Source organism: Methylohalobius crimeensis 10Ki, assembly GCF_000421465.1.
In the GTDB taxonomy this organism is placed as follows: Bacteria; Pseudomonadota; Gammaproteobacteria; order Methylococcales; family Methylothermaceae; genus Methylohalobius; species Methylohalobius crimeensis.
This window is the reverse complement of the sequence record NZ_ATXB01000001.1, coordinates 1,416,524-1,442,932: the sequence shown is the minus strand read 5'-3', so window position 1 is coordinate 1,442,932 and position 26,409 is coordinate 1,416,524. Positions and strand designations below refer to the sequence as shown.

The following is a 26,409-nucleotide window of genomic DNA, read 5'->3' as shown; positions in this document are numbered from 1 at the left end:
TCAACCTCCCACCGCACTGAAGTGTTCCCAGTAAGGATTGGCGAACAACAGAATCATGGTGACCACGAAACAATAAATTGCGGTCGATTCCACCATCGCCAAGCCTACAAACAAAGTTCGGGTAATGGTATTGGCCTCGTCCGGCTGCTGGGCGATGGCGGTCAGAGCTTGGGCCACCGCCCGCCCTTCCCCCAGCGCCGGACCGATAGCGCCCAACGCGATCGTAATGCCGGCGGTGAAGATGGAAACGACGGCGACCAAAGTGTCTCCAGTCATGGGTTTTCCTCCCGATCGGACAGTTGCCTCAATGATTTTTCTGAAATCGCCTTTGTTTGACCGACATGGGCATTGCGGTGCTTTTCCGCTTGTTGGCCGGTGGAGACGGTGGGCAGCGAATGGGTATCAAGGCATTTCAGCAAACCCAGACGTACCGGGACGAACCCGAGCAGCAGGGCCGCCAGCCGCCGCCAATCACCCGCCATCAGCAGGTAAAACCCGCCGATTACCGCCATTGTACGCAGGATGAAACTGGTCGCCATCCAAAGTGCCGGTCGGCGTATTTCGGGTAAACGCCGAACCGTCATCCATAAGCCGCCGTAAAACAGGATACCCAACCCCGCACCGGCCAGCACCAGAACGCCCCATACCATCCATCGATCAGTCATGGCCGCTTTCCCGCTTGACCCATTGCCAAGCGTTATAACACCCCAGGACCACGCCGACAAACAAACAAGTCAAGGTCCATGACGGCGGTCCCGGAAATTTTCTGTCCAGCCACCAACCGACAGCGATGCCGATTAAGGTCGGTACTGCCACCGCCCAGCCCACCAAGCCGAACATTCCCAGTCCGAACCAAACGCTGCGCCGGGCCTCCCTTTGCGCTTTCAGACGTCGGCGGGCTTTTTTGTCCACCGCATCGACCAGTTTTTCGGAAGGCGGCGGATCGTCTTGACGAGGATCTTTGCTCATTTCAATACCTCAAGAGACTCACCCTGGCGATACGGAAGTCCGCTCCCCCACGCGCGCCGAGATGGTTCCGGCGTTGCCGTTTTTCTATTTTTCAGCTGCGTTACAATAGCGTAGTTTTATAGCGGTTTGGAGCCACAATCCATCCGGCAAGGTCAATTGCCCAAACCGAAACTTTGCCCGCACATCAAAAAATCAATTCTCAATCGAGAGGAGGAATTATGCCGAATGATCGTCTCATGCTCGCCGCCATTTTGGCCTTTATCCACGCCGTCATGACTCGCCCCTTGAGCGCCTTGACTTCCAGCCTGATGACCCGTCCCGACATGGGAGCCAAATTGATTACCGTCCTGCTGGCCATGGTCGGTTTCGCTATCTTCGCATTCCTATTTACGACCTTCAAGCGATTGCTCAACGAACGCTATGAGTACCATGGCGCGGATCTTTCCATTCTGGCGCTCATCGGCCTGAACGCGGCGGGGGCGGCGCTGACGCTGCTGCCTGTCGTCGGCATAGGCCCCAATACCCTGTCGCTGGCCTTCAACGCGGCTTCGATTCTATTCGGCCTGCTTTTGGTGGGACTGGCCGTCCAATTACTGCGGCTCCCGTCGGGGCTGATCGCGCTACTTAGACCCTATGCTTTCATAATCGCCGTCTCGGGCGTGGGTATCGCGTCGATCAAATTGGCCAATATCGGCATGATCTTCGGCATCGTGGCCGACATCCTATTGGGAATCATCTTCATCAAAGAGAGCGGCACTCCCCTGGACAATCGAATCTGATCCAATCCGCTGCTCGATCGATTGCCAAAGCGCCTGCCAATCAATATTCGCCAAAGCCACCACGGCGAGGATCAAAAACAACACCCCGCTGATCCGGTGGATGAGATGAATGGGCAGGCGCTGCATGACCGTGCGTCCGGCGATCACGCCAAGCGCCGAAGTCACTCCCAGCGCCAGGGTGGCGCCGATCCATACCGGCAAGGGCTGGGAAGCGGTCCCGAGACCGGCCACCGCGATCTGGGTTTTGTCGCCGAATTCGGCCAATAAAATCAAGGTAAAGGTGGTGAAAAAAATCCCGTGCCCGCTTTTTTCCACCACCACGGTCTCTTCTTCTTCTCCTCCGCTGTTACGCAGGGCGTGCCAACCGAACCCGGCAAATAAAACCGCCACCACCAACCCCACCAACCAGCCGGGCAGCCAGGCGGCCACTGCCGCTCCGAATATGACCGCCAAGCCGTTCAATAATGCGAATGAGAACAGGGCGCCCATCAGTACCGGCCAAGGGCGGTGACGCGCCGCCAGAGTCATGCACACCAATTGGCTTTTATCCCCGACCTCGGCCGCGACAATCAAGGCGAGGGTGGTCACCACCGTCAACCATTGGCTGCGTCCCCAGTCAACCTGGCCCACCGCCGACTCGAAATAATCCCGGATAGGATTCATCCATTCCGGACCGATCGATAACAACACAAGACTGGCCTCAGACATGAAAGGCTTATCCCAGCGTGGTTTCCAGAACGGTCATCACCGCAAAGCCGATCAAGACGCCAAACACCGCCCGCCGGGAGCGCTCTACGGAATGAAATTCCGGAATGATCTCATAGGCGATCACGAACAACATGGCACCGGCGGCGAAACCCATTGCCATGGGCAATAGCACTTCGAACACGGTCACCATGGTGACGCCCAACAGGCCCCCGATCGGCTCCACCAGGCCGGAAATCATGGCAATCCCCACCGCCTTCCAAGGCTTGTACCCGATTCCGATCAAAGGCAAGGCCACCGCCATCCCTTCCGGAACATTCTGCGCGCCGATGGCAATCGCGAGCAGGGTTCCGTTGCTCCAATCCCCACCTCCGTAGCTGACACCGACGGATAAGCCTTCGGGAAAGTTGTGAATCGTAATCGCCGCCACGAAAATCCAGACCTTGCGCAAGGCCGCCGCCACATCCTGCTCCCCCTCGAACAAATCGTGCGGGATGGTCCGCTCGGCCCAATCCAGAAACCAGGCGCCGATCAGTATCCCGGCGACCACCACGTATACCCCCCAACCCGGCCACAATTCATCGCCGTACTCCACCCCGGGTTCGACCAATGAGTAGGCGGTCGCGGCAAGCATGATGCCGGCCGCCATTCCCATCATAAAATTGACCGTGCGAAAGGAAATTTGCTTGAAAACTACCGCCGGCAAGGCCCCCAGCACCGTCGCGAGCCCCGCCAGCACACTGGCGAAAAAACCCACCACCACGGTGGCACCGAAGATGAGATACAAGCCCCCAAACACCGCGATTTGGCTCAGTAAAAACGCCAGTACTCCAATGCCTATTCGCTGCCAAAGGGGAAGGGCCAGGAAACGTTGATATCCGGGCCAAGCGACTAGTCGCGTTTGCCAGACGGTGATTTGTCGGTTAATGGTTTTCTGAATCGCGGTTATATTCATGTATTCAACTCCTCTAGCGGACCCGAGCAGTCCTCATCTTGCCGAAAACTGATCAGATTCTAAAAAAGCAAGGTTGTCATATTTTTTTACAGTGCTTTCATTCCTTGTCATTCCAATCCCAATCACCAAAACACAACCCCTTGTTCTGAAAAAAGAAAAATAGAAAAGGCATGATTCGTGCTATATCCATTTCAACGAGTGAAGCAAGCAACGCTCATGGCTCTCGATTCCAACGATTTCAATTTCGATCAATGGATGCGGCTGGCCCGGGAAGATCCCGCCCGCTTTGAACGGCAACGCCGGATCACCATCGACGCCTTTCTGAAAACGCTGCCCCCTTCGAGGCAAAAGGTGCTCAGAGGTCTCCAATGGCGGGTCGATATGGAGATCCGACGCAGCCGCTCGCCGCTGGGCGCTTGCATTCGCCTGTATAACTTAATGCTGGACTCCGTTCGGAAACAACAATCATTGTGGCTCGCCGTGCTGGATGGCAAGAAGATCTCGGCTTCTTTCGGGACCGCGAGCACCTTCCCCAGGCATAATGTTGTATCGTTCGCGCAGGCCGCTCGAAGCCGGCGGAACGCCCGAAAGGAAAGAATCAATCGTAGCGAAGCTTGACCCGCTCGGGACCCACTTGGCTCGATAGGTCTTGGAGCAATTCGTCCTCCGGATGAATCCGCCATCCGTCCCCCAATTGCAGATGCGCTTGCGCCCGGGTGCTCTGATAGGCGATATATACCGGGCACCTCCCCCCCCGATGCCGCTGCAGCGACTCCAATATGTCAGAGGGATCCGGCCCAGCGGTATCGTTCACCGGCCAATGAATCCAAACGCCCCGGGAAAACTCTTCCCGCGCTTGGGTAACGCTAAACAGCTTGTCCGCCACCAATCTCAGTCCGCCGCTGAACTGATCGAAGGACAGGTCGCCTTGGACCACCACAATCCGATCTTTAGCCAAAAGGTCCGCGACGCGCCTTCCCGAGTTGGCTTCCTGCGCCTCCATCGAATCCAAGACCTCCTGAAACACCGCCACTTCCAAACGGGCGCTGCCATCATCGATGGTGGCGAAAGCCATTTTCTTTCCCTGTTTATTCTGCCGGGTACGCAACTCGGTCACCAAACCCGCCACCACTACCCGAGTGCTCTCCTTGCCGGGACCGCCGTACTGACGCTCGAGCGCTTCAATCGGCGCCGTCACCAAACGGGCCAATTCTTGGCGATAGGCATCCATCGGGTGGCCGCTGAGATAAAATCCCAGCACCGCCTTTTCTTCCGCCAACCGCTGCTTGTCCGACCAAGGTGTCACTCGCGCCCCGGACGGCTCCACGCCGGTATCGGTGGCGTCTTTGCCGGAATCGACCACCTCGATACCGAACAAGTCGTTTTGGCCTTGACTCTCGGTCCGGTGATATTGTTCGGCGGCTTGCAGCGCTTGGGGAAGATCGCCCATCAATCGGGCGCGCTCAGGTCCCAGCCCATCCATGGCGCCGGCGCGGATCAAGGCTTCCAGAACCCTGCGGTTGGCACGGCGCAAATCGATCCGCCGGCAGAAATCGTACAAATCCGCAAAAGGTCCGCCCCGGTTTCGAGCCTCCAGGATGGCTTCGATCGCCGACTGCCCCACCCCTTTGACGGCGCCCAAACCATAGAGAATAATTTGCTGTCCCTTGCCGTCTTCCATGACCGTGAAACGATAGCCGGATGTGTTGACATCGGGAGGCAGCAGGGTCAGCCCCAGCGCCCGACATTCATCCACGAAACCCACCAGCTTGTCGGTATTGTCCATATCGGAGGACAACACCGCGGCCATGAAAGCCTCCGGATAATGGGCCTTGAGCCAGGCGGTCTGATAAGACACCCAGGCATAGGCGGCCGAATGGGATTTGTTGAACCCGTAGCCGGCGAACTTTTCCATCAAGTCGAAAATGTACTGGGCGGTTTCCTCGGTTACCCCGCGCTCGGTCGCCCCCTTGACGAAAATGGCCCGGTGCTTGGCCATTTCTTCGTGCTTTTTCTTACCCATCGCCCGCCTGAGCAGGTCGGCGCCGCCGAGGGAATAGCCGGCCATGTCGCGGGCGATTTGCATCACCTGTTCCTGATAGAGAATGACCCCGTTGGTGGGTTTGAGAATCGGTTCCAAGAGCGGGTGGGGATAATTGGCCTGGGCCCGTCCGTGCTTGACGTTGATATAGTCGTCCACCATCCCGGACTGCAAAGGCCCCGGCCGAAACAAGGCCACCAGCGCGATGATATCCTCGAACGAATCCGGTTGAAGGCGACGAATCAGATCCTTCATGCCGCGCGATTCCAGTTGAAATACCGCGGTGGTCTGACAGCTTTTCAGCAATTTATAAGCAGGCGGGTCGTCGCGGGGAATGCGGTCGATATGGACGGGCTCCAAATCCTTGGCGCTTCGTGCACGATTGATGGCCTCCACCGCCCAATCGATGATGGTCAGGGTGCGCAGTCCCAAAAAGTCGAACTTGACCAGCCCCGCCGCTTCCACGTCATCCTTGTCGAATTGGGTGACCGCGCCGTCTTCGGCTTCTTCACGGTAAAGGGGGGTGAAATCCACCAGGGCGGAGGGTGCGATCACCACGCCGCCGGCGTGCTTGCCCGCATTCCGCGTCACCCCTTCCAGCGAACGGGCCAAATCGATCAGGGTTTGAACCTCTTCGTCCCGTTCGTAGGCCCGCCTCAGCTCTTCGCTCTCGGCCAGGGCTTTTTCCAGAGTCATGCCCAGTTCGAAAGGAATCAATTTGGCGAGCTTATCCACGAAGCCGTAGGAATGCCCCAATACCCGCCCCACATCGCGAACCACCGCCTTGGCGGCCATGGTACCGAAAGTGATGATTTGGGAGACCTTGTCACGGCCGTATCGGTCCGCCACGTAATCGATCACCCGATCCCGCCGCTCCATGCAGAAATCCACGTCGAAGTCGGGCATCGACACCCGCTCCGGATTGAGGAAGCGTTCGAACAAAAGATCGAAAGCCAGCGGGTCCAGATCGGTGATCTCCAAGGCATAGGCGACCAGAGAGCCGGCTCCCGAACCGCGCCCCGGACCCACCGGAATACCGTTTTTCTTGGCCCACTGGATGAAGTCGGCCACGATCAGGAAATAACCGGGAAATCCCATTTGCCCGATCACATCCAGCTCCCGCTGCAGGCGTTCCTCATAGTCGGACAGACGGTCCCGGGGGATGGCGCCGGAGGCAACGCGGCGTTCCAGGCCTTCCCGCGACGCCCGGACGAAATACTCACCCATGGTGAACCGTTCCGGAATCGGGAATTTCGGCAGGGAGGGTTTGCCCAGCTCCAACTGCAGATTACAGCGCTTGGCGATTTCCACCGTATTGGCCAAGGCTTCCGGCAGATCGGAAAACAACTCCCGCATCTCCTCGGGACTTTTCAAATACTGTTGATCGCTGTAACGGCGCGGTCGCTTGGGATCATCCAGGATCCAACCCTCGTGAATACAAACCCGGGCCTCGTGCGCTTCAAAATCGTTGTGATCCAGAAAGCGAACGTCGTTGGTGGCGACCACGGGCACATCCAGCGCCACCGCCAAATCCAACGCCCCCTCCAAATAGTCCTCTTCCCGAGGATGACCGGTACGCTGAAGTTCGAGATAGAAGCGGTCGCCGAAGACATTCAACCACCGCTCCAGACTTGCTCGAGCGGCGGCAGGCTGGTTGGCGAGCAGCAACCTGCCGATTTCCCCCTCGCGCGCACCCGACAGGGCGATCAGCCCTTCGGCGCCGGCACGAATCCAATCCGCCTCCACATAGGGCTGTCCCAAGCGACGCCCTTCCAAATAGGCGCGGGAAAGCAATTGGGTGAGATGACGATAACCTCGATCATTTTGCACCAGGAGGGTCAGGCGATCCGGATGGCGGGGGCTGTCCGGATTAGAAACCCATAAATCCGCCCCCGCTATGGGTTTGACCCCTCCCCCCTCGGCGGCTTTATAAAATTTAATCAGGGCGAACAAATTGACCTGGTCGGTCAAGGCCACCGCCGGCAGATTCAGCTCCCGGCAACGGGCGATCAAGGGTTTGATCCGAACCAAACCGTCGTAGAGGGAGTATTCGCTATGGAGGCGCAAGTGAACGAAGTCCACTTGGGAAGCTTTTGAATCGGAGGCAGGTACGCTCAAATCGTGAACCATGGGTCAGTGCTTCATCACCGATCGAACAGGTCGGAAAGATAACCGATGCCATCGGGAAGGCCCCAAAAATTGGAGACTTTGCCGGTGGGCGGAAGTCGGGTAACCCTTGTGGCATCCAATTCCATATCCAGGCGCGAAGGCATCTAAGAGCCGCATTTCCCGATCCCGGGCGACCTTCGCCAAAATCGATGCGGCGGCAATCTCCGCCACTCGCCCGTCCCCGCCGATTATCGTCTCTACGGGCACATCAAGGAAAGGGGCATGAATGCCGTCTACCCGGACCCGATTCGGTCGCATCGAGAGTCCCGCAACCGCGCGCTGCATGGCCAAAAGGGATGCCTGGAGGATATTGCGCCGATCGATTTCGCCCGGTTCCGCCCGTCCGATGGCAAAGGCCTGCGATTTGGCGCGAATTTCCGTGTCCAGCCGCGTACGCTGGCTGGCGGTTAGCTTTTTGGAATCGGCCAGGCCGGCAATGGGGCGCTCGGGATCCAAGATCACCGCTGCCGCGATCACCGCGCCGACCAGACATCCCCGACCGGCTTCATCCACTCCGGCACAACGAATCATTCGGCACCTCCCTGCGCCTTCGCCCGCCGGGCGTGCCAATCGACTGTCTCGTCGATTTGTGTCATTCAGTCGTTGGCATCCGCGGCCGCACACATGATTTCGGCGCTGGCGACAAAATCCCCCTCGACTTCGGCGCGGCACGCGAACGCCCAAATGTTTCGCTTATGTCGCAAGTATTTGACTTCCAATCGCAACTGATCCCCCGGAACGACCGGACGTTTGAAGCGGGCCTTATCCAATCCCACCAGATAATAGATGAGGTCCTTCGCCCCCACTTCCTCGGGCGCGCTTTCCGAAGCCAACAGACCGGTGGCTTGGGCCAAGGCTTCCATGATCAATACGCCCGGCATGATCGGCTGCCCGGGAAAATGCCCCTGAAAAAAAGGCTCGTTGTAAGAAACATTCTTGATTGCCACCAGACGTTCGCCCGGTTCACACTCGATTACCTTGTCCACCAATAAAAAAGGATATCGGTGGGGCAGAAAATGCATGATTTTTCGAATATCCAAAGGACTTATTCCCAATTTTTGTTCACATCGAGACAACAGAACTTAACATTCTTCAACGTTGCAAACGCTGCTGGACTTTGCCGGTCACATCCACTGTGTCACTGGCATAGACGACTCCGTCGGTCAGAATCAAATCATATTTCTCTTCCTGGGCCAGGGTCTTGATCGCTTCGAAGATTTCACGCTGCAATTTGCCCAACTCTTCATTGCGGCGAATGTTGAAATCCTCCTGGAATTCTTCTCGTGAGCGCTTCAAATCCCTTTGTTTGGAGAGAATTTCACGCTCCAGCTTGTTTCTCTCCGACTCGCTCATAACTGCTGCATCGCGAGACAACTTCTGTTGCATTTCGACCATTTCTTTTTGTTGAGCGACGAGACGTTTGTCCCGGGGAGCAAACTCTTGCTCGAGGCGCTTTTTGGCCTCTTCCGCCTGAGGGGATTCCTGCAGCACCTGAGCCACATTGACGAAACCCACCTTGATCTCTGCTGCCTTGGCCCACGGCGCGACTCCCATTAGAAGCAGGCTCATGAGCATCCAGATGAACGTTTTTTTATTCATTAAAAGGGCCTCCTTGAAATTTACCCATTAATCAAAATCCAGCGCCAAATGAGAATTGGAAGATCTGCTCATCATCCTGGCTTTTTGCATTCAACGGTTGCGCCAGACTGACCTCCAAAGGACCGAAAGGGGAAAGCCACTGGGCGGAAATACCGGCGGAATAGCGCAGGTTACCCAGTTGCGGCCGGTCCTCGAAAACATTACCCACGTCGAAGAACAGCCCCAAGCGAAAAGCGGATTTAAGTTCTTCGTCCAGGAAAGGCACGGGGAAGAACAGATCGGCACCGCCCACCAACTTGACTGGCCCGCCAAAAGGATCGTTGCGAGAATCACGCGGCCCCAACGTATTTTGCCTGAATCCTCTGACCGACTGAACCCCTCCGGCGAAGAAATGCTCGAAAAAGGGCAAATCGTCGGTGTCGCCATATCCGTCCCCGTAGGCGACATCGCCGTGTAAAGAAAAAACCAGATCGCGAGTCCAGGGAATATAATATTGGCCGCGGTAGCGAATCTTATAGTATTCCAAATCGCTGAACGGCACCGCCCCCAAGAGCGAAAACGAATGCCTGCCCCCGGAAGTGGGAAATATCGCCTTGTCCCGGGTGTCGTGGGTCCAGGCCATGGACAGGGTCAAGACGTTGTAAGTACTGCCCTGATCGGCGACGAATTGGAGAATCTCATCGGAGGTATTGTCCGAAGTCTTAAGATCCGTGCGGTTGAAATCCAAATTCATGGAAAGACGATCGAATTCATTGAGGGGAATGCCCCCATTGATGCCCGCGGCGAGGACGTCGGTCGAGTATCTAGCCAAGTTGGCCGCTTGAGCATCCGTACTGCGATAGCTGACGTCGAAGCCACCGCTGATTGCATCCAGGGTCAGATAGGGGTTTTGATAAGCCACCCGGTAGATGGTCGATACCTGACTGTTGTTGAAATCGAAGGTGACTTGCTTGCCCGTTCCCAGAAAATTATTCTGGGAAACGCTGGCATTGAAAATCAAGCCCTGTACTTGGGAGAACCCGATCCCGGCGCTGAGATTCCCGGAGGGCCTCTCGGTCACCGTGTAATTGACGTCGATCTGATCCAGAGTACCGGGTACCGTCGGCGTCTCCACGTTGACTTCCTTAAAATAACCCAACCGCTCCAGTCGTTCCTTGGAGCGCTCGATTTTGGAAGTGGCCGCCAGCGCGCTTTCCATCTGGCGCATTTCACGCCGCACCACCTGATCCTGGGTACGGGAGTTCCCTTTGACCTGAATCCGGCGCACAAATACCCGCCGCCCCGGATCGACGAAGAAGGCCAACTTGACGGTTTTATTCTCCTCGTCGACGTCGGGCACCATGTTGACGTTGGCGAAAATATATCCTTCGTCTCCCAAACGGGTGCTGATGGCGTTGATCGTTTCAGTCGCCCGCTTACGCGAAAAGACCTCGCCGGGTCCGAGCTTCACCAGGGGGATCAGTTCGCTGGGCGATACGATCAATTTGCCGGTCAGCTTGACTTCCTCCAACCGGAAAATATCCCCTTCCTTGACGTTGATGGTGATGTAGATATCTTTTTTATCCGGGGTAATGGCAACCTGAGTGGATTCGACTTCGAACTGAATATAGCCCTGATCCATGTAAAACGAGCGCAACCGCTCCAGGTCGGCACTCAGCTTTTGCTTCGAGTACTGATCATTCTTGGTATAAAAGGATAACCAACCGGTCGTACCCGACTCGAATTCCCCCAGCAAGGTCTCGTCGTCGAAGGCCCGATTGCCGACGATATTGATGCGTTTAATCTTGGCGGCCTTGCCTTCGGCGATTTGAATCAGGATCGCCACGCGATTCTCGGTGATCGGCGTCACTTCGGTCTTCACATCAACGCCGTATTTTCCGCGGCTGAAATATTGACGCCTCAGCTCGCTTTCTATTTTTTCCAGCACCTGGCGGTTGAATGCCTGGCCTTCGGCCAGGCCGACACTTTCCAAAGCTTTGAGGAGGTCTTCGGATTTGACGTCCTTATTCCCTTCAAGCTTGATCGCGGCGATGGCGGGTCGCTCCTCCATCTCGACGATCAGCACATCCCCGTCTCGACCTACCCGAATATTCTTGAAAAATCCGGTCTGGAAAAGCGCCCGGATCGCTTCGGCGACCCGCCGTTCATCGACTCGCTCCCCGGGTCTGATCGGCAGGTAATTGAAAACCGTCCCGGCGGCCACCCGCTCCAATCCGCGCAGGCGTATATCCTCCACCACGAACGGTTCCCACGCCCAGGCCGCGTACGTCCACAACAGGGCGATCCAAAAGACTAAGATATGGGGTTTCATTCAACTCCGCTAGGCGGATGACCCGGCCGCGACGCGACCGGTTTCACCTGAATGGGTTATTCTTTGACTTGTTTTTCCAGTTGCTCAAGGCTGATGTGCCGGACATCCTTTCCCTTGACGTAAAAAATTAGATACTCGCATATGTTGCAGCTCCGATCGCCGATGCGCTCCAAGGATCGGGCCGACCACATGATATCCAATGAAACGGGGATGCTGCGTGGATCTTCCATCATGTAGGTAATCTGCTGGCGAACGATGCTCTCGTATTCCCGGTCGACTACTTTGTCTTCCTCCACGATCCGAAAAGCCAGATCCACATCCATACGCGCAAACGCATCCAAGGCCTTATGCAGCATCAATCTGACTTGCCCCACCAACTGCTCCAGTTCGCTCAATTGGTTTCTCTTGGCGTAGTGGGTACCGATATCCAGCGCCTGGCGGGCGATTCGGCGCGCTTCGTCGCCGATGCGCTCGAGATCGGCGATCAGTTTAATCACCGCCAAAACCAGCCGAAGATCCCGCGCCGTCGGCTGGCGCCGGGCGAGAATTTGCGTACATTGTTCGTCGATCTCCACTTCCATGGAGTTGACCTTATAGTCGTTGCCGATCACCTCCTCGGCCAAAGCCATATCGTTTTCGAGCAGGGATTTGACCGCATCGGCCACTTGAGCTTCCACCAGTCCCCCCATCACCAAAACCCGATGATGGATATCTTCAAGCTCTTGCTCGTACTGCTTGGATATATGATGATGAACGATTTCTTCCGACATGAAACAGTCTCTCCGGGACCGGCATATAAACCGCACTCATTGTATGCGGTTTGATAGGGATTCTCAATCAGAGCGCGCTCAGCAGCTTTTCAGCGTGCGCTCGTTGGGGAAACTGCGGTTGCTCCTTAAGCAAGCGCTCCAAGATCGCTTTGGCTTCTTCGCCGTCGCCCGATTGAATCAGCGCTTCGGCCAGATGCAGTCGAATGGCGGGTAAATGGGGCGCTCGGACCGATGCCTCGCGCAACAAGGTCACCCCTTTTTGGAGTTTACCGTTCTGAGTGAAAATCCAGCCCACCGTATCCAGCATTTCCGGATGATCTTGCGCTTTGTCGACCAATTGATCCGCCAATTTCAGAGCGCGCGGATCATCGAGTTTCTGGTACAACCAGGCAAGATTATTGAGAATCAATAAATGCTCCGGTTGCACTTCTCTTGCTTGCTCGTAGGCTTTAACCGCCTTATCGTAAGCACCTTCAGACTGATACCCCATGGCCAGCATGGTCCAACTTTCCGCATCCCGAGGCGACTTTTCGAGCCAAGCTTGCAAAATCGCATGGGCTTTAGCCGGTTCGTCCAGTTGCCGATACAATTGATGCAGACGCCGAGCGTGGACGGCGGTGGGATTCAGTTCATGGGCTTTGCGGTAAGCGCTCAGGGCCTGCTCGAACTTTTTTTGCTTGATCGCGATTTCGCCTTCCCAAAAATAACCGACCGAGCGGTCGGGAAATTGGGTTTGGAGGCTGCGGGCGGCGTCCAACGCCTGCGAATACCGCTCCTTGTCGAGCAGCAGGCGGATTTTATTTCCGGCCGCGGGAGCGTAGTCCTGATCGAGCTTGAGCACTTCGTCCCAAGCCGCCAAAGCGGCCTCGTCATTATCACCGGCCGCCAAAGCCAATCCTAAAAAGTGATGCATGCGAGGGTTTTGGGGAAAACGATCGACCAGCTTTTGAAACGTCGCCGCGGCATTGGCCGCCTGGCCCGCATCCAGCTGCGCCCGCCCCAGGGCAAATTGCGCATTGGCGTCTTGGGGGTGTTTCTCCACTGCCTCGCGCGCCAGACTCAACGCCTTGAGGCTTTCCCCTCGAGCTAAATAATAACGGTTCAACATCAAAGTGGGATCCAATGCCTCCGGACTCCGGGTATGCGCGGTTTCCAGCCACTTCAGCATGCCTTCGTAATCCTTGCGCATTTCAGCGATCCGGGCCAATCCGATCAATGCTTGGGTATATTCCGGTCGTTTCTCCAATACGCGCCGATAATAATCCTCGGCTTGTTCCGGTTCCCCCTGGCGCAACTTGAGTTTGGCCAGGTTCATCGCCGCGGTGAGATAGTCCGGATGATTGTTCCATAGCTCCCGCCATTGATTTTCCGCTTTTTCAAGCTCTCCTTTCGCCAAATAGGTTGCGGCAATCAGATTGAGAGGGAGCGGATTTTCGGGCATTTTTTCCGCCAGCTTGCGTGCCTGCGCCTGGGCTTTGTCATATTGCTTTTGTTGAAGCAGGGTCAGCGCCAACATGACATCCGCCTGAACCAGATCCGGGTCCTGAGCCACCGCCTGCTCCAATTGCTCGATCGCTTCCTTTCCTTCCCCGGCGGCGATTTGCCCCAGGGCAAGCTGGGTCCGAATCGAGGCCATTTCCGGCGCCAATCGCACCGCTTCGGACAATAACGCCGTCCCTTGATCGAATTGCCGGTTTTGCAGATAGGCGCTGCCCAATAGAGCCAAAAGCCGGGGATCCCGGGCGATCTCTTCTCCTTCAGCGGTCTTCGCATCCCGAAACGGCTCCAGCAGGGCCACCGCCGCTTCGGGATTTTTGCGCTTCAATTTCACCGCCGCCAGCATTTTCACCGTGGGCAGATGAGTCGGCATCCGGCGATGAACCGTGGAAAGATACTCTTCGGCCGATACCAACTCATTTTGGCGATAGGCGATAATACCCAACAACATACGACTGGGTATATGGCCGGAGGCGGCGCTGGCCACTTTCACCAAGGCATCCTCGGCTGCCTGCAGATTGCCCGCTTGGAATTCAAGCAACCCCTGAAGATACATGACCAACGGCAGCTCACCGGCTATTTTCCGAGCTTCTTGAAGATCCCGGCGCGCTTCATCCAGCCGCTTCTGGACGAGCATCACCGTAGCCCGTCCGGAAAGGGCGCGAATCTCCGAAGGGCGCCTCTCGAGCACTTGGGAGAAGGCGGCAGCCGCCCCTTCCCAATCCTTTTGCAAACGCCGAGACTCAGCCACCACCAGTCGAGCATCCACATGATCGGGGTTTCGATCCAGAACAAGCGTCGCCTCTCGCTCCGCCACTTGGGGTTGCTTTTCCAACAATGCAAGTCGAGCCAAACCCAAGTGCGCCGTTTCACTTTCCGGCGCTAATTGGACCGCTTCCGTAAAACCTTCCCGGGCTGCCTGGCGCTCACCGAGTTTCATTTGCGCCGTGCCGCGCAAAGCGAGTATTTCCGCGCGCAGATCCGTGGGCAGCGATGCTTGCGGCTGAATCTCTTCGAGCAGTTTTTTAGCCTGCCCCCGGAGTAAATAGGCATTGCCCAAAGGAACCAGCCAACGGCGAGGTTCCACATCCAGTTGCCGGGCTTTTTCCAGTTCCTTGACCGCCCCCGCCGCTTCTCCCATTCTTAAATAAGTTTTGCCGAGCAGTAGCCGTCCTTCCGCGTTTTGCGGTTCCTCCCGCAATAAATTCTTCAGCTGAATCACCGCCGCTTTGGTTTGCCCCTCGGAGAGATACGCCTTGGCTTCCTGCAAATACGGATCCCCTTCTCCGGAGACCACCTGCACACTCCACATCAATAAGGCAATGGCAAAATGTCGAGTCATTATCTCCTCTCCTAGACTTTTAAATTAAATTTGTTGAGTAAAGCATACAAAGTGGGACGGGTAATATCGAGAATCTCGGCGGCCCTGGCAATCTTTCCGTCCGCTTCGTTGAGCGCCGCGCACAGCGCTTGACGCTCCGCCGCCTCCCGAGCCTCGCGCAAAGTCAGCAAACGGCGCTCGGCATCGGCTTCGGCCAGTTTGAGATCGCGAACCTCGACCTTCGGCCCCCCCGCCAGGGCGATGGCGGTCTTGACTCGACCTTCAAGTTCGCGCACGTTTCCCGGCCAATCATAGGCTTCCATAGCCATCAAGGCGGCATCGCTAAAATCAAGCAAATTTCGCTTCATTTTTCGGTTGTAGCGATGCAGAAAGGCTCTACTCAGCACCGGGATATCTTCTTTGCGCTCGCGAAGGGGCGGAATCTCGATTGAGGTTTCGTTAATGCGGAAATACAAATCCCGGCGAAACCGTTCCTCGGAAATCAATCGGTCAATTTTTTGATGGGTGGCACAGACGACCCGCACATCCACGGCAATCTCCTGCCGCCCCCCGACACGCTCGATCACTCGTTCCTGCAAGAAGCGGAGCAACTTGGGCTGTAACCCCAAGGGCATATCCCCGATTTCATCCAAAAACAGGGTACCGCCGTGAGCCATTTCGATCTTTCCTTTGGTCTGTTTGGCGGCATCGGTAAAGGCGCCCTTCTCGTAACCGAACAATTCGGCTTCCAGCAGGCTATCGGGGATGGCGGCGGTGTTGATTGCGATAAAAGGCCCCGCCGCGCGCGGACTCAGTCGATGCAAGGCCCTCGCCAACACTTCCTTCCCGGTACCGCTCTCCCCTAATAGTAATACACTCAAATCCGTGGATGCCAATTGCTCCACCAAGCGGCATACCTCGTGCATCTGAGGGCTGGCGGCGATCACGCCGTCGAGGGGGTGACTTACATGCAGGCGCGCCAGCTTGCGGTTCTCCTCTTCCAACTCATAGAGACGAAAGGCGCGCTCCACCACGAATCCCAACATGTTGGGATCCACCGGTTTGGCATAGAAATCATAGGCGCCCAACCCCACCGCGCGCACCGCATTATCGAGATCGTCATTCCCCGTGATGACAATCACCTTGGTCGCCGGCGCCAATTCCAACAATGCCTCCAACGTGGCGAACCCCTCCGACACGCCTCCCGGATCGGGGGGCAGCCCCAGATCCAGAGTTACCACCGCCGGTGCGCTTTTTTTCACCAAATTCAACGCCGTTTCGCGGTCCCCCGCGGTAATCACTTTGTAACGGTCGGCAAAGCTCCATTTGAGCTGGTTTCTCAACCCTTGATCGTCCTCGATAATGAGCAAAGCATCCTCTCCGTCTTTTTTCAAGTAAGTGGTCAAACTGAAACTCCTTGAGGGGACTGGGTCTTATCGGATACGCATTCAGCCAAAGGCAAGGCGAAACGAAATCGACTTCCCTCACCCGGCACGCTCTGGACGGTGAGTTCGCCGCCCAATGCACGGACATATTCCCGGCTTTCGTAGGCTCCGATCCCCATGCCGCTTAACCCCTTGGTCGTTTCGAATGGTTTGAACAAGCGGTGCTGAACGAACTCCGCGTCCATTCCTTGGCCATTGTCCTCTACTTCAACTATAGCCTGCTCTTGCCGATACTCCAGCATAACCTTAACATTTCCGGATTTGCCCGCCGCTTCCTGGGCGTTTTGAATGATATGCTCGAACGCTGATGCCAGCCTGTCGGGCTGGGCCAAGACGTAAATTTCCGAGTGCGCCAGACACTCGTACCTTGGTCGAGGCAACTGACTGGCCCGTGCGGCGACCACTTCCTGCAGCAAACTGCGCAAATCAATGCGTTCTTTCCTTTTTTCCGCGCCCAAATTCCTGAGCTGGGACAAGAGACTATTCATTTTGCCCACCGCGTGCTCCACGGTGGTCATCGCGTCACGCACGAATTCGGGATTGGCGGCATGCTTGTCGGCATTACGAACGACCAGGGAGAGTTGCGCGATCAGGTTCTTTAAATCATGCACGACGAACGCCGCCAAGCGGTTGAACCCTTCGAACTGACGCGCCTCCAACAAGCGCTGAGCGGTTTCCTCCACCACCAGGAAACTGGCTGCCTGACGGCCGGCGGTTTTAAGCACATCCAACACTTCCCAATTGCAATCGACGCGGGCCCGGGGACGAGTCAGCAAAACCATCCCCCACAAGGTTTCTCCGTAGAACAGGGGAATCAGCAACCAGGCGTCGTGCTGGCCAGCCAACCAGGGGGGAGAAACAAACCCGGGATACAATTCAGGCAAGGACTTAAGTTCCCGTAAATTCACCACCCATTCTTTTCGCCGGAGAAAATCGACCACCGGATCATCGCTCTCGAGGGACGCCACCTGGAATCCCGGATCCCCCCATTCGGCCTGTTGAAAATAACGTCCCGTTTCGGAGCGGACCCACAGCAGGCCGGAAGGACTCTCCACCAGATCGGCCAAGGTCCGGATCACCCGCTCGCCCAAGGGAGAAGCATCCTCCGGATAGGATAGATTGGCAGTGATCCTCAGCCACTCCTTACGATAGTCGTAGCGATAATTAAAAAAATGTTTATCCAGGAGAACCCGTAGCTGGGCCCTTACCTGACCGGAAAACAACAACACCAAGAGCAATAAGAAGGCCGCCGCCAAAAAGGCGATCCGGATCACTTCGCCCCACTGCCCACCGTACGAGCGCACATAGTAGCCGGCCGTGGCCATCACCAGCAGATAAAGCCCGGCGCCGACAACCGCAACCGAATGGAAAACGAAATCGCGGGATACGAACGCCGCCACCGACCAATCCGGATTGCGCGCCGCCGTTACCGCCAGGAAAGGCACCAATAAGCTTGCCATCAAGCCGCGCGCCATCCATAAATTCAGATCGATCCGTTTGAACAATAAGGCGTCCGAGTAGAGATAGAACTCATAAGCGAAAAATCCTCCCAGCGCCAGACATAAAAACTTGATATACCAGCGCCGGTCCGGCCGGGTATTGCGATACAACTGCTCTACCAAAATCAATCCTGCCAGCGCCAGCAGCAACTGCCCGGTTAGCGGTAATTCGATCAACTTAAACGCCGGTTGAAATCGCTCCAGCCACGACTCCGTCCATGCCTGAATCACCAAGGTTGATACCAGACCGAATCCGGCGTATCGAATCCAGCGCAAATGCCTTCGGACACGAATACCGGCCGGCAGCAACTGCCACAAAAACTCCAACCAAAACACCAGGTGAAGCGCCTCCAAGGTCCAGATCAACGCTGCCGGCAAACCTCGTTCGCCCAGTTGCCAAGCATTGATGCCGGCCCAAAGCGTCATCACCCCCACCGCGGCTAGCAGCAATCCGCCCCGGAAGCGCCCGCGCCATGCGGTGGCCATGATCGCAAACAACAACGAATAAGCCCCGGCGGCCACGCCGTAACTCACCGCCCCGATCGAGGATTCCACGTCAGCGCGCCCCCTTTCCCCAAAGGACCACTTCCACTGTCTGGAGCATGATCAAAAAATCCAGAAACAAGCTGTAATTCTTTACATAATACAAATCATACTGCAGTTTTTCGACCGTATCGGCCTCGTCTTCGGCATAGGGATAACGCACCTGTGCCCAGCCGGTGATGCCCGGCTTGACCCGATGCCGCTCGGCATAATAAGGGATTTTCTCGGCGAATTTCTCCACGAACTCGGGGCGTTCGGGACGCGGCCCCACGAAGCTCATATCCCCTTTGAATACATTCCACAATTGCGGGAGTTCGTCGATCCGGGTCTTGCGAATGAATCGCCCTACCCCGGTCACTCGATCGTCTCCCGTTCGGGCCATGCGCACGCCGTCTTTTTCCGCATCGGGACGCATGCTGCGGAACTTGATGACCTGGAATAATTTCCAGTTGCTCCCCACCCGCGTCTGGCGATAGAAGATGGGATGTCTTCCCCGGCTTTCGATCCAGATCGCCACCGCGGTCGTCAACATCACCGGCCAGGCCACGGCGAGCAGCGCCAAACTGGCAGCGATATCGAAAAGGCGCTTGACCAACATGCTACTGCGCATTCGGAAGCCATCGGAAAAAACCAGCCAACTGGGGTGTAAACAGTCGATCTTGACGATCCCCGCTTCGCGCTCGAAGAAGGTCAGCAGATCCACCACATCCACCCCTTCCATTTTACAATCGAGAATCTCGTCCACCGGCAGCCCCTGACGCCGGTCGTCGGGAGCGACCACGATCTCATCGATATCTTGGCTTTCCGCCAATTCCCGGAGCGGCGCGTTCAGCTCGAGCAATCGCTCCGCACCGACCCGGCAAGGCTCATACCCCATCCGAACGAATCCCACGAATGCCAGGTGACCGAATGGCAAACGTCGTTCGAAATCCAAAATTCGGTGAGCGAAATCGCCGGCCCCCAGGACCAACACCCGGCGTTTAAGACGCTGGCTATCGACGTAGCGGTAAAATAGTCGCCGAACCCCGATCACCGCGGCGAAAGAGAACAGCAGTGCGAAGCCGAAAACGCCCCGGCCGACGAACAAGGCCGGAAACGCGTAGAACAGCCAGCTCATCACCGCCGTCCCGAGAGCAAAGCTCGCCATCAAACGCAGCAAAAGGTTGGATAGACTCCATTGGGTTATGCGTTGATAAAGCCCCAGCCCGGCGTTCAGGGTGACCATGGCAAAAGTGAATAGAACGGCGGTGATCCACCACTGGGGTTCCATTTGCCACCCACTCGAAAATAGAAACCGGAGCTTCCCGCCGACAAAGATGGCCGTCAGGAATGAAATGGACTCCAGCAGCATCAAGCTCAAATAAGCCGCGGAAATATAATGGCGAAATATCCGGATTGTGGGCATAACTCTGCAATTTTTGTTATGGATGGAAACCGCCGTCCATTGGCTGCGTCATGCTAACAGAAAAAATCGGAACGCGGTCAATGCTTAGAATTATAAGCTTTCCGCCGACCTCTCTTTCCTTTAGAATGCGAATTCCCGCCCGGGAAACGAATGGTATCGAAGATTTCAATAGAAACCCGATTGTTTTAGGTCATTGCCCCCTTGACCGATGCTAAACCGCCCCAGGGTCTATCCCAGACCTAAATCGGCTATGCTTTTGCTTGCTCGGCCATAATTTTTACAGGAGGTTTCATGCCGTCACCTGACAACGTCAAAATCGGAGTCGTCGGACTCGGTTACGTGGGGCTCCCCCTCGCGGTGGAGTTCGGGCGCCAGTATGAGACGCTCGGCTTGGATATCAACCGGCAAAGGGTAAAAGAGCTCACTCGCGGGCTCGATCGCTCCCGCGAAGTCTCACCGGAGGAGCTCCGGCGAGCCGAACGCTTGGGCTACACCGCCGATGCCGAGGATTTGGCGCAATGCAATGTGTTCGTGGTGACCGTCCCCACTCCGATCGATCATCACAAACGCCCCGACTTGACCCCGCTGATCTCCGCCAGCCGAACGGTAGGCAAGCTGCTCAAGTCGAACGATGTGGTTATCTACGAATCCACCGTCTATCCCGGCGCCACCGAAGAAGTGTGCGTCCCGATCCTGGAGCAGGAATCCAATCTTACTTTCAACCGCGATTTCTTTGCCGGCTATAGTCCCGAAAGGATCAATCCAGGCGACAAGGAACACCGGGTCACCAGCATCGTCAAAGTGACCTCGGGCTCGACGCCGGAAACCGCCGATTTCGTCGACCGGCTTTACCGAAGCGTGATCTCCGCGGGCACCCATAAAGCCAGCAGCATCAAGGTGGCCGAGGCGGCCAAAGTGATCGAAAACACCCAGCGCGACGTCAATATCGCCTTGATCAACGAATTGGCGGTCTTGTTTCACAAGCTGAATCTGGATACTCTGGAAGTTTTGGAAGCCGCCGGCAGCAAATGGAACTTTCTTCCCTTCCGCCCCGGCTTGGTGGGCGGTCACTGCATCGGCGTGGACCCCTACTACCTGACCCACAAGGCACAGGAAATCGGGCATCACCCGGAAATCATCCTGGCCGGACGCCGCATCAACGACGCCATGGGAGAATACGTGATCTCACGGCTGGTCAAATTGATGAACCAACGCCGCATTCACGTGTGTCAATCCAACATCCTAATGCTGGGAATCACCTTCAAGGAAAATTGTCCCGACATCCGCAACACCCGGGTAATCGACATGATCCGGGAACTGCAAACCTATCACGCCAACGTGGAAATTCACGACCCCTGGGCTTACCCGGAGGAGGCCAAAGAAGAACTGGGCATCGAATTGCTCGAACAGCCACCGGAAACGGGGCGATACGACGCAATCATCCTCGCCACCGCCCACGACCGGTTCCGGGAAATGGGCACCACTTGGATCCGCTCCTTGGGCAAGCCGAACGCAGTCGTCTTCGACGTCAAAGGCATTCTTCCCCATGACGTCGTGGACGGGCGGCTATGAGGATTCTGGTCACCGGTACCGCAGGTTTCATCGGCTCGTTCCTCGCTCATAGGCTCCTCGATCGCGGCGACGAAGTCATCGGCGTCGACAACGTCAACGACTATTACGACGTGCGCCTCAAGGAAGACCGCCTCAAGCGACTCAAAGCCCGTTCCGGCTTCGTCGAAATCCGCGCCGACCTGGAGGACCGAGAGGCGCTGAGCGCGGCCTTCCGCCGCCACCGTCCGCGCCGGGTGGTGAATCTGGCCGCCCAGGCCGGAGTCCGCTATTCGCTGGAAAATCCCGGCGCCTACATCGACGCCAATCTGGTGGGATTCGGCAACATTCTCGAGGCGTGTCGACATTACGAAGTGGAACACCTGGTCTACGCTTCCTCCAGCTCGGTGTACGGCGCCAACACTCGGATGCCGTTCTCGGTCCACCACAATGTAGACCATCCGGTCAGTTTATATGCGGCCACCAAGAAGGCCAACGAGTTGATGGCCCATACTTACAGCCATCTCTACGGACTCCCCACCACCGGCCTGCGGTTCTTTACCGTTTACGGGCCATGGGGACGGCCGGACATGGCCTTGTTCAAGTTCACTCGCAACATACTCGAAGGCAGGCCCATCGACGTTTACAATCACGGCAGGCACAAGCGCGACTTCACCTATATCGACGACATCGTCGAAGGGGTGGTCCGTACCTTGGACCGGATCGCCGAATCCGATCCCGCTTGGTCCGGCGATCGCCCCGACCCGGGCACCAGCCAAGCGCCCTATCGACTATACAACATCGGCTGCCACAACCCGGTGGAACTGATGCGTTTTATCGAAGTGTTGGAAAATGCCCTGGGAATGCGCGCGGAAAAAAACTTCCTCCCCATGCAACAAGGCGACGTTCCCGCCACCTACGCCGATATCGACGATCTCATGCAAGCCACCGGTTATGCGCCCACCACTCCGATCGAAGAAGGCGTTGCCCGCTTCGTGGCATGGTATAAGGACTACTACGACTATCGATGACGGATTTCCCAAAAAACAAAGAAGCACATCCTGCTCCCCCCTTGCTCGGATTCGCCGCCTTCAGTGGAACCGGCAAGACCACCCTTTTGTGCCGACTGATTCCCCTACTCAAACAGCGGAATCTCAAAATCGGATTGATCAAACACGCCCATCACAAATTCGATATCGACCGTCCCGGCAAGGACAGTTATCAATTGCGCCAAGCCGGCGCCAGCCCGGTCATGGTGGTCTCCTCCAAACTGCGGGCGATCGTCTACGACTTGCAAAACGAGGCAGCGGAAAACTTGGAAACACCTCGCCTCGCCGAGCAATTACCCTATTTAAACACGCAAGATCTGGATCTGATTCTGGTGGAAGGTTTTAAGCGCGAACCGTTTCCCAAAATCGAGCTTCACCGGCCCTCCTTGAACCAACCGCTCTTATTCCCGAACGATCCCGACATCATCGCGGTGGCCACCGATACCCCCTTGGCATGTTCCTGCCCCCTTCCCGTGCTAAACCTCAACCAACCGGAACAAATCGCCGATTTCATCTGCCATGACTTTCTCTCCCGTTGATCCTTGCCGGAATGCTTCCCTCAACCTAGAGGCCGCCCTAGACCGGGTCTTGACCGCCATCGAACCCATGCATGCCTGTGAGCAGGTGCCGATCAAGGGAGCCTTGGGGCGTATTTTGGCCGAATCGGTCAGCGCTCCCGGCGACACCCCCCCCTTTGCCAATTCGGCCATGGACGGCTACGCCGTATCCGCTTCCGATAAGGCTTCGGGAAATGCTGAACAGGAAACGTTCACCGTTGTAGGAAGCGCTTATGCGGGTAAACCCTTCCCGGATCGACTCGCGCACGGGCAATGTGCGCGCATTTTTACCGGAGCGCCGGTCCCCGAGGGGACAGTGGCAGTCGTCATGCAAGAGGAAGTGGAGTTAGCAGGCCGCTCGATCCGCCTTAAGCGCCACCCCGCTGCGGGAGAAAATATTCGCCCCGCCGGTAGCGACGTTCGCGGGGGCGAAACGGTTCTATCCCGCGGTCGCTTGCTTCAACCCGCCGATCTGGGGCTTCTGGCGACGTTCGGCATCGCTCGGCTTCCTGTTTATCAAAAACCGCGCGTGGGCTACTTCTCCAACGGCGATGAACTCCGCGGTTTAGGCGATTCCCTGGCGCCAAGCCAAATCTACGACAGCAACCGCTACAGCTTGCACGGCTTGCTGGCGGACCTTCCCGTCGCCGCGACGGATCTGGGCAACGTCCCCGACGACCTGACTCGACTCACTGAGTTGTTGAACGAAGCCGGCCGGAATTTCGACCTGATTATCAGCTCCGGCGGCGCCTCGGTTGGGGAGAAGGACCTGTTGCGCCAAGCACTGGTCCGCGTGGGCGAAATCAATCTCTGGCGGATCGCCATCAAGCCGGGCAAACCCTTGATCTTCGGTCGGGTCGGACGCGCTTGGTATTTCGGCCTGCCGGGCAATCCGGTCTCGGCCCACGTCACTTTCGCTCAAATCGTTCGCCCCGCGCTTTGGAAACTGGCCGGCGGCTCTTTCAGGCCCTTGCGCTTGACCGCGCGCTGCCAAAACGACCTGGTCAAGACTTCGGAGCGGATGGAATTCCAGCGCGGCCGGTTGGAACTGGACGCACGAGGCCGACTGGCGGTGACCGGCCTGGCGGGACAAGGTTCGCACCAACTGGCCGAACTCAGCCGGGCCAACTGCTTCATCCTCCTGTCGGCCGCCAGCCACGGCGCTCGGGCAGGGGAGACGGTCCAAGTGGAACCTTTCTCCACCCATCTTTCGCATGGCTGAATTCGCCGGTTTGTTCATCACCGGGACCGATACCGGGGTGGGAAAAACCTTCATCGGAGCGGCCTTGGCCGGCGCATTGCGGCGACGCGGCCATTCGGTCCGGGTACGCAAACCGGCGGAAAGCGGCTGCCTCAGGGAAAAAGGCGATCTCGTGCCCCGAGATGCGCAAATCCTAAGCCGTGCCGCCGGCGATCCGGAGCCTCTGGAAATCGTCTGCCCCTATCGATTCGAAGCGCCCGTTTCCCCGGAACGCGCCGCGCGCCTGGCCGGCCGTCCCCTGCGGTTACGGGAATTGCTCGAGGCCTGCCAGCCTCGGGAACGAGACGTTCGGTTGGTGGAGGGCGCCGGGGGGTTTTATTCCCCCATCGCCGCCGATGGCCTCAACGCCGATCTGGCCCAGGCTTTGAAACTTCCGATCCTGCTGGTCGCCTCCGACCGGTTGGGCGTCATCCATCAGGTTCTGTTGACGCTCGAGGCCGTCGCCTCCCGGGGCTTGATCCCCCGGGGGGTGATGCTCAATCAAACCGAGCGATCGAACGGTTCCGCCATGAACAACCTGGAAGACCTGCGCCGCTGGAGCACAGTCCCGGTCTATCCAATTCCATTTTGTTATCCGGAAAAAAGCGCCGCTTTGGAGGCCGCCCTGATGCCCTTGATCGAAAACCTGGAACGAAGGATACAAAATAGTGGTGGACCGGATGCGTGATAGCGCATCACGGCGGACAGGAGGGTGGATGCGCTTCGCTTATCCACCCTACCAGGCTGTTTCAAAACTCGATATACCATACAAGCCTAGGGGCATGATGACCCCTTAATTCCCTCTCCATCCGGGAATGACTCAAGAAGCGTCCCTTCTCCCGCTGGCGGGAGAAGGTTAGGATGAGGGTGGATCTAATTGAAATGAAAGACTTTTTTATTTAACCACCCTCACCCCTGCCTCTCCCGCCAGCGGGAGAGGGGGATAATGGCATCCCGTTTACCCTGACCCTCACACGAGTTTTGAAACAGACTCTTAGCAATCCTCGGGTTTACGGTCGTCCCGAAGGAGCAGATTGTGCACCGCCTCTCGAGGCAACACCCCGTCATAAAGAAGCGCATACACCTGCTCCACAATGGGCATTTCGACCCGCAACCGGCAAGCCAGTTGCCAAATCAAGCGCGCCGTCAATATCCCCTCGATCTCCTGGCCGATTTCAGCTTTGATCTCCTCGATCGCCATCTCCTTGCCGAGCCCCAATCCCAAACGACGATTCCTGGATTGATCGTCGGTACAGGTGAGGATGAGATCGCCGACGCCGGCCAATCCCATCAAGGTACGCGCCTCGGCGCCCATAGCCTCTCCCAGACGCATCATTTCCGCCAGCCCCCGGGTAATCAGGGCGGCGCGGGCGTTGGCCCCGAACCCCATGCCGTCGGAAACCCCCGTGGCAACTGCCAAGACGTTTTTAACCGCGCCTCCCAACTGCACTCCGATGGGGTCTTCGCTGGTATAGACGCGGAAATAATCGTTATGGAGAAGTTCGGCGACTGCGGGGGCAAAGGACCGCTCGACGGACGCGACGGTGATGGCGGTGGGGAGTCGCAGCATGACCTCACGGGCGAAAGTGGGGCCTGATAGGACGGCCAATCGACAATCCGGACCCACCACTTCCAATGCCACTTCGTGCAGCAGACGGCCGCTGTCCGGATCCAATCCTTTGGTGCCCCAGGCGATAGGGGGCGAAACCGGCAAAAACGGCCGCAGGGACGTCAAGCAAGACCGGAACGCATGACTGGGCACCGCCAACAGGATGAGATCGCGTCCTTCAACCGCCCGTCCCAAATCGCTTTCGAACACGATGCCGGGCGACAATTCCAATCCGGGCAGATAGCGTTCGTTGGTGCGCGTGGATGCCAACGCCCGAATTCGCTCCGGATTGATGTCCCACAGGCTGACGGCAAAACCGTTGTCGGCGATCAAGTTGGCCAGAGCGGTACCCCAGGAGCCGGCTCCCAGCACGCAAACGGAGGAAAGTTTCATGTTTC

The 26,409-nt window shown here is 57.1% G+C and carries 23 protein-coding genes; 7 read left to right on the top strand and 16 right to left on the bottom strand.

All coding sequences use genetic code 11. The annotated features are described in order from the left end of the window. Genes H035_RS0107170 through H035_RS0107160 form a run of 3 tightly spaced genes read right to left on the bottom strand, consistent with a single transcriptional unit; the run spans nucleotide 1 to nucleotide 969 of the window. A complete protein-coding gene (locus H035_RS0107170; protein WP_022948308.1) occupies nucleotides 1-276 on the bottom strand; it encodes a F0F1 ATP synthase subunit C in 276 nt (91 codons plus the stop codon). Next, nucleotides 273-665, bottom strand: a complete 393-nt coding sequence (locus tag H035_RS20740) for an ATP synthase subunit I (RefSeq protein ID WP_022948307.1) — start codon at nucleotides 663-665, stop codon at nucleotides 273-275. Before H035_RS20740 ends, H035_RS0107170 begins: the two co-directional genes overlap by 4 nt. Then, on the bottom strand, nucleotides 658-969 hold the full coding sequence (locus tag H035_RS0107160) for an AtpZ/AtpI family protein (protein ID WP_022948306.1): 312 nt from the start codon (nucleotides 967-969) through the stop codon (nucleotides 658-660). Before H035_RS0107160 ends, H035_RS20740 begins: the two co-directional genes overlap by 8 nt. 218 nt (nucleotides 970-1,187) lie before the next feature. Between H035_RS0107160 and H035_RS0107155 the strand changes: the two genes are divergently transcribed. Then, nucleotides 1,188-1,748 carry a hypothetical protein gene (locus H035_RS0107155; protein WP_022948305.1) on the top strand — a complete coding sequence of 187 codons (561 nt, stop codon included), beginning with the start codon at nucleotides 1,188-1,190 and terminating at the stop codon, nucleotides 1,746-1,748. Here the strand turns inward: H035_RS0107155 and H035_RS18640 are convergent. Continuing rightward, nucleotides 1,692-2,456, bottom strand: a complete 765-nt coding sequence (locus tag H035_RS18640; RefSeq protein ID WP_022948304.1) for a TMEM165/GDT1 family protein — start codon at nucleotides 2,454-2,456, stop codon at nucleotides 1,692-1,694. The genes H035_RS0107155 and H035_RS18640 overlap by 57 nt on opposite strands. 7 nt (nucleotides 2,457-2,463) lie before the next feature. Next, nucleotides 2,464-3,408 (bottom strand): ZIP family metal transporter, encoded by a 945-nt coding sequence (locus H035_RS0107145; protein ID WP_022948303.1) that lies wholly within the window; start codon nucleotides 3,406-3,408, stop codon nucleotides 2,464-2,466. Between the two features lie 216 nt (nucleotides 3,409-3,624). Between H035_RS0107145 and H035_RS18635 the strand changes: the two genes are divergently transcribed. Beyond that, a complete protein-coding gene (locus H035_RS18635; RefSeq protein ID WP_022948302.1) occupies nucleotides 3,625-4,026 on the top strand; it encodes a DUF3135 domain-containing protein in 402 nt (133 codons plus the stop codon). Here the strand turns inward: H035_RS18635 and dnaE are convergent. The 10 genes from dnaE to H035_RS0107090 all read right to left on the bottom strand — a co-directional run bounded on the left by dnaE (nucleotide 4,007) and on the right by H035_RS0107090 (nucleotide 19,954). After that, the gene (gene dnaE, locus H035_RS0107135) at nucleotides 4,007-7,579 is read right to left on the bottom strand and encodes a DNA polymerase III subunit alpha (protein ID WP_022948301.1); all 3,573 of its coding nucleotides are present in this window, start codon (nucleotides 7,577-7,579) and stop codon (nucleotides 4,007-4,009) included. The genes H035_RS18635 and dnaE overlap by 20 nt on opposite strands. Before the next feature lie 3 nt (nucleotides 7,580-7,582). Next, the gene (gene rnhB, locus H035_RS0107130; RefSeq protein WP_022948300.1) at nucleotides 7,583-8,149 is read right to left on the bottom strand and encodes a ribonuclease HII; all 567 of its coding nucleotides are present in this window, start codon (nucleotides 8,147-8,149) and stop codon (nucleotides 7,583-7,585) included. 65 nt (nucleotides 8,150-8,214) lie between these two features. After that, entirely contained in the window at nucleotides 8,215-8,658 is a 444-nt protein-coding gene (gene fabZ / locus H035_RS0107125) for a 3-hydroxyacyl-ACP dehydratase FabZ (protein ID WP_022948299.1), read from the bottom strand. Nucleotides 8,659-8,710: 52 nt separating this feature from the next. Further along, nucleotides 8,711-9,217, bottom strand: a complete 507-nt coding sequence (locus H035_RS0107120) for an OmpH family outer membrane protein (protein WP_022948298.1) — start codon at nucleotides 9,215-9,217, stop codon at nucleotides 8,711-8,713. A gap of 31 nt (nucleotides 9,218-9,248) precedes the next feature. Beyond that, entirely contained in the window at nucleotides 9,249-11,528 is a 2,280-nt protein-coding gene (gene bamA / locus H035_RS0107115; RefSeq protein ID WP_022948297.1) for an outer membrane protein assembly factor BamA, read from the bottom strand. A gap of 56 nt (nucleotides 11,529-11,584) precedes the next feature. Continuing rightward, nucleotides 11,585-12,298, bottom strand: coding sequence for a phosphate signaling complex protein PhoU (gene phoU, locus H035_RS0107110; protein WP_022948296.1), 714 nt, complete (start codon nucleotides 12,296-12,298; stop codon nucleotides 11,585-11,587). Between the two features lie 67 nt (nucleotides 12,299-12,365). Next, nucleotides 12,366-15,137 carry an XrtA/PEP-CTERM system TPR-repeat protein PrsT gene (prsT, locus tag H035_RS0107105; protein WP_022948295.1) on the bottom strand — a complete coding sequence of 924 codons (2,772 nt, stop codon included), beginning with the start codon at nucleotides 15,135-15,137 and terminating at the stop codon, nucleotides 12,366-12,368. 11 nt (nucleotides 15,138-15,148) lie between these two features. Further along, entirely contained in the window at nucleotides 15,149-16,522 is a 1,374-nt protein-coding gene (prsR, locus tag H035_RS0107100) for a PEP-CTERM-box response regulator transcription factor (protein WP_022948294.1), read from the bottom strand. Further along, entirely contained in the window at nucleotides 16,519-18,615 is a 2,097-nt protein-coding gene (gene prsK, locus H035_RS0107095) for an XrtA/PEP-CTERM system histidine kinase PrsK (protein ID WP_022948293.1), read from the bottom strand. The genes prsR and prsK overlap by 4 nt, the downstream gene beginning before the upstream one ends. Nucleotide 18,616: 1 nt before the next feature. Next, nucleotides 18,617-19,954, bottom strand: a complete 1,338-nt coding sequence (locus H035_RS0107090; protein ID WP_235044614.1) for a TIGR03013 family XrtA/PEP-CTERM system glycosyltransferase — start codon at nucleotides 19,952-19,954, stop codon at nucleotides 18,617-18,619. Between the two features lie 345 nt (nucleotides 19,955-20,299). On the opposite strand from H035_RS0107090, the gene tviB reads away from it, so the two are divergent. From tviB to bioD, 5 genes are read left to right on the top strand one after another with little or no spacing between them, the layout of a single operon-like run. Continuing rightward, a complete protein-coding gene (tviB, locus tag H035_RS0107085; RefSeq protein WP_022948291.1) occupies nucleotides 20,300-21,580 on the top strand; it encodes a Vi polysaccharide biosynthesis UDP-N-acetylglucosamine C-6 dehydrogenase TviB in 1,281 nt (426 codons plus the stop codon). Further along, nucleotides 21,577-22,587, top strand: a complete 1,011-nt coding sequence (locus tag H035_RS0107080; protein WP_022948290.1) for an NAD-dependent epimerase — start codon at nucleotides 21,577-21,579, stop codon at nucleotides 22,585-22,587. Before tviB ends, H035_RS0107080 begins: the two co-directional genes overlap by 4 nt. Continuing rightward, nucleotides 22,584-23,144 (top strand): molybdopterin-guanine dinucleotide biosynthesis protein B, encoded by a 561-nt coding sequence (gene mobB, locus H035_RS0107075; protein WP_022948289.1) that lies wholly within the window; start codon nucleotides 22,584-22,586, stop codon nucleotides 23,142-23,144. The genes H035_RS0107080 and mobB overlap by 4 nt, the downstream gene beginning before the upstream one ends. Continuing rightward, nucleotides 23,125-24,384 carry a molybdopterin molybdotransferase MoeA gene (gene moeA / locus H035_RS0107070; protein ID WP_022948288.1) on the top strand — a complete coding sequence of 420 codons (1,260 nt, stop codon included), beginning with the start codon at nucleotides 23,125-23,127 and terminating at the stop codon, nucleotides 24,382-24,384. Before mobB ends, moeA begins: the two co-directional genes overlap by 20 nt. Continuing rightward, the gene (bioD, locus tag H035_RS18630; protein WP_022948287.1) at nucleotides 24,377-25,090 is read left to right on the top strand and encodes a dethiobiotin synthase; all 714 of its coding nucleotides are present in this window, start codon (nucleotides 24,377-24,379) and stop codon (nucleotides 25,088-25,090) included. The genes moeA and bioD overlap by 8 nt, the downstream gene beginning before the upstream one ends. Nucleotides 25,091-25,396: 306 nt before the next feature. Here the strand turns inward: bioD and H035_RS0107060 are convergent, their stop codons facing one another. Continuing rightward, complete coding sequence (locus H035_RS0107060; protein ID WP_022948286.1) at nucleotides 25,397-26,404, bottom strand: NAD(P)H-dependent glycerol-3-phosphate dehydrogenase; 1,008 nt, start codon at nucleotides 26,402-26,404, stop codon at nucleotides 25,397-25,399. Nucleotides 26,405-26,409: the final 5 nt, after the last annotated feature.

Excerpts from the sequence above, each read along its gene's own strand:
- mobB (WP_022948289.1), top strand. The coding sequence starts at position 22,584 with ATGACGGATTTCCCAAAAAACAAAGAAGCACATCCTGCTCCCCCCTTG.
- rnhB (WP_022948300.1), bottom strand. The coding sequence starts at position 8,149 with ATGATTCGTTGTGCCGGAGTGGATGAAGCCGGTCGGGGATGTCTGGTC.
- H035_RS18640 (WP_022948304.1), bottom strand. The coding sequence starts at position 2,456 with ATGTCTGAGGCCAGTCTTGTGTTGTTATCGATCGGTCCGGAATGGATG.
- H035_RS0107090 (WP_235044614.1), bottom strand. The coding sequence starts at position 19,954 with ATGCTGCTGGAGTCCATTTCATTCCTGACGGCCATCTTTGTCGGCGGG.
- H035_RS0107120 (WP_022948298.1), bottom strand. The coding sequence starts at position 9,217 with ATGAATAAAAAAACGTTCATCTGGATGCTCATGAGCCTGCTTCTAATG.
- tviB (WP_022948291.1), top strand. The coding sequence starts at position 20,300 with ATGCCGTCACCTGACAACGTCAAAATCGGAGTCGTCGGACTCGGTTAC.
- H035_RS0107160 (WP_022948306.1), bottom strand. The coding sequence starts at position 969 with ATGAGCAAAGATCCTCGTCAAGACGATCCGCCGCCTTCCGAAAAACTG.
- H035_RS0107170 (WP_022948308.1), bottom strand. The coding sequence starts at position 276 with ATGACTGGAGACACTTTGGTCGCCGTCGTTTCCATCTTCACCGCCGGC.
- moeA (WP_022948288.1), top strand. The coding sequence starts at position 23,125 with ATGACTTTCTCTCCCGTTGATCCTTGCCGGAATGCTTCCCTCAACCTA.
- H035_RS0107080 (WP_022948290.1), top strand. The coding sequence starts at position 21,577 with ATGAGGATTCTGGTCACCGGTACCGCAGGTTTCATCGGCTCGTTCCTC.
- bioD (WP_022948287.1), top strand. The coding sequence starts at position 24,377 with ATGGCTGAATTCGCCGGTTTGTTCATCACCGGGACCGATACCGGGGTG.
- H035_RS18635 (WP_022948302.1), top strand. The coding sequence starts at position 3,625 with ATGGCTCTCGATTCCAACGATTTCAATTTCGATCAATGGATGCGGCTG.
- bamA (WP_022948297.1), bottom strand. The coding sequence starts at position 11,528 with ATGAAACCCCATATCTTAGTCTTTTGGATCGCCCTGTTGTGGACGTAC.
- H035_RS0107155 (WP_022948305.1), top strand. The coding sequence starts at position 1,188 with ATGCCGAATGATCGTCTCATGCTCGCCGCCATTTTGGCCTTTATCCAC.
- phoU (WP_022948296.1), bottom strand. The coding sequence starts at position 12,298 with ATGTCGGAAGAAATCGTTCATCATCATATATCCAAGCAGTACGAGCAA.
- H035_RS0107060 (WP_022948286.1), bottom strand. The coding sequence starts at position 26,404 with ATGAAACTTTCCTCCGTTTGCGTGCTGGGAGCCGGCTCCTGGGGTACC.
- H035_RS0107145 (WP_022948303.1), bottom strand. The coding sequence starts at position 3,408 with ATGAATATAACCGCGATTCAGAAAACCATTAACCGACAAATCACCGTC.
- dnaE (WP_022948301.1), bottom strand. The coding sequence starts at position 7,579 with ATGGTTCACGATTTGAGCGTACCTGCCTCCGATTCAAAAGCTTCCCAA.
- H035_RS20740 (WP_022948307.1), bottom strand. The coding sequence starts at position 665 with ATGACTGATCGATGGATGGTATGGGGCGTTCTGGTGCTGGCCGGTGCG.
- prsT (WP_022948295.1), bottom strand. The coding sequence starts at position 15,137 with ATGACTCGACATTTTGCCATTGCCTTATTGATGTGGAGTGTGCAGGTG.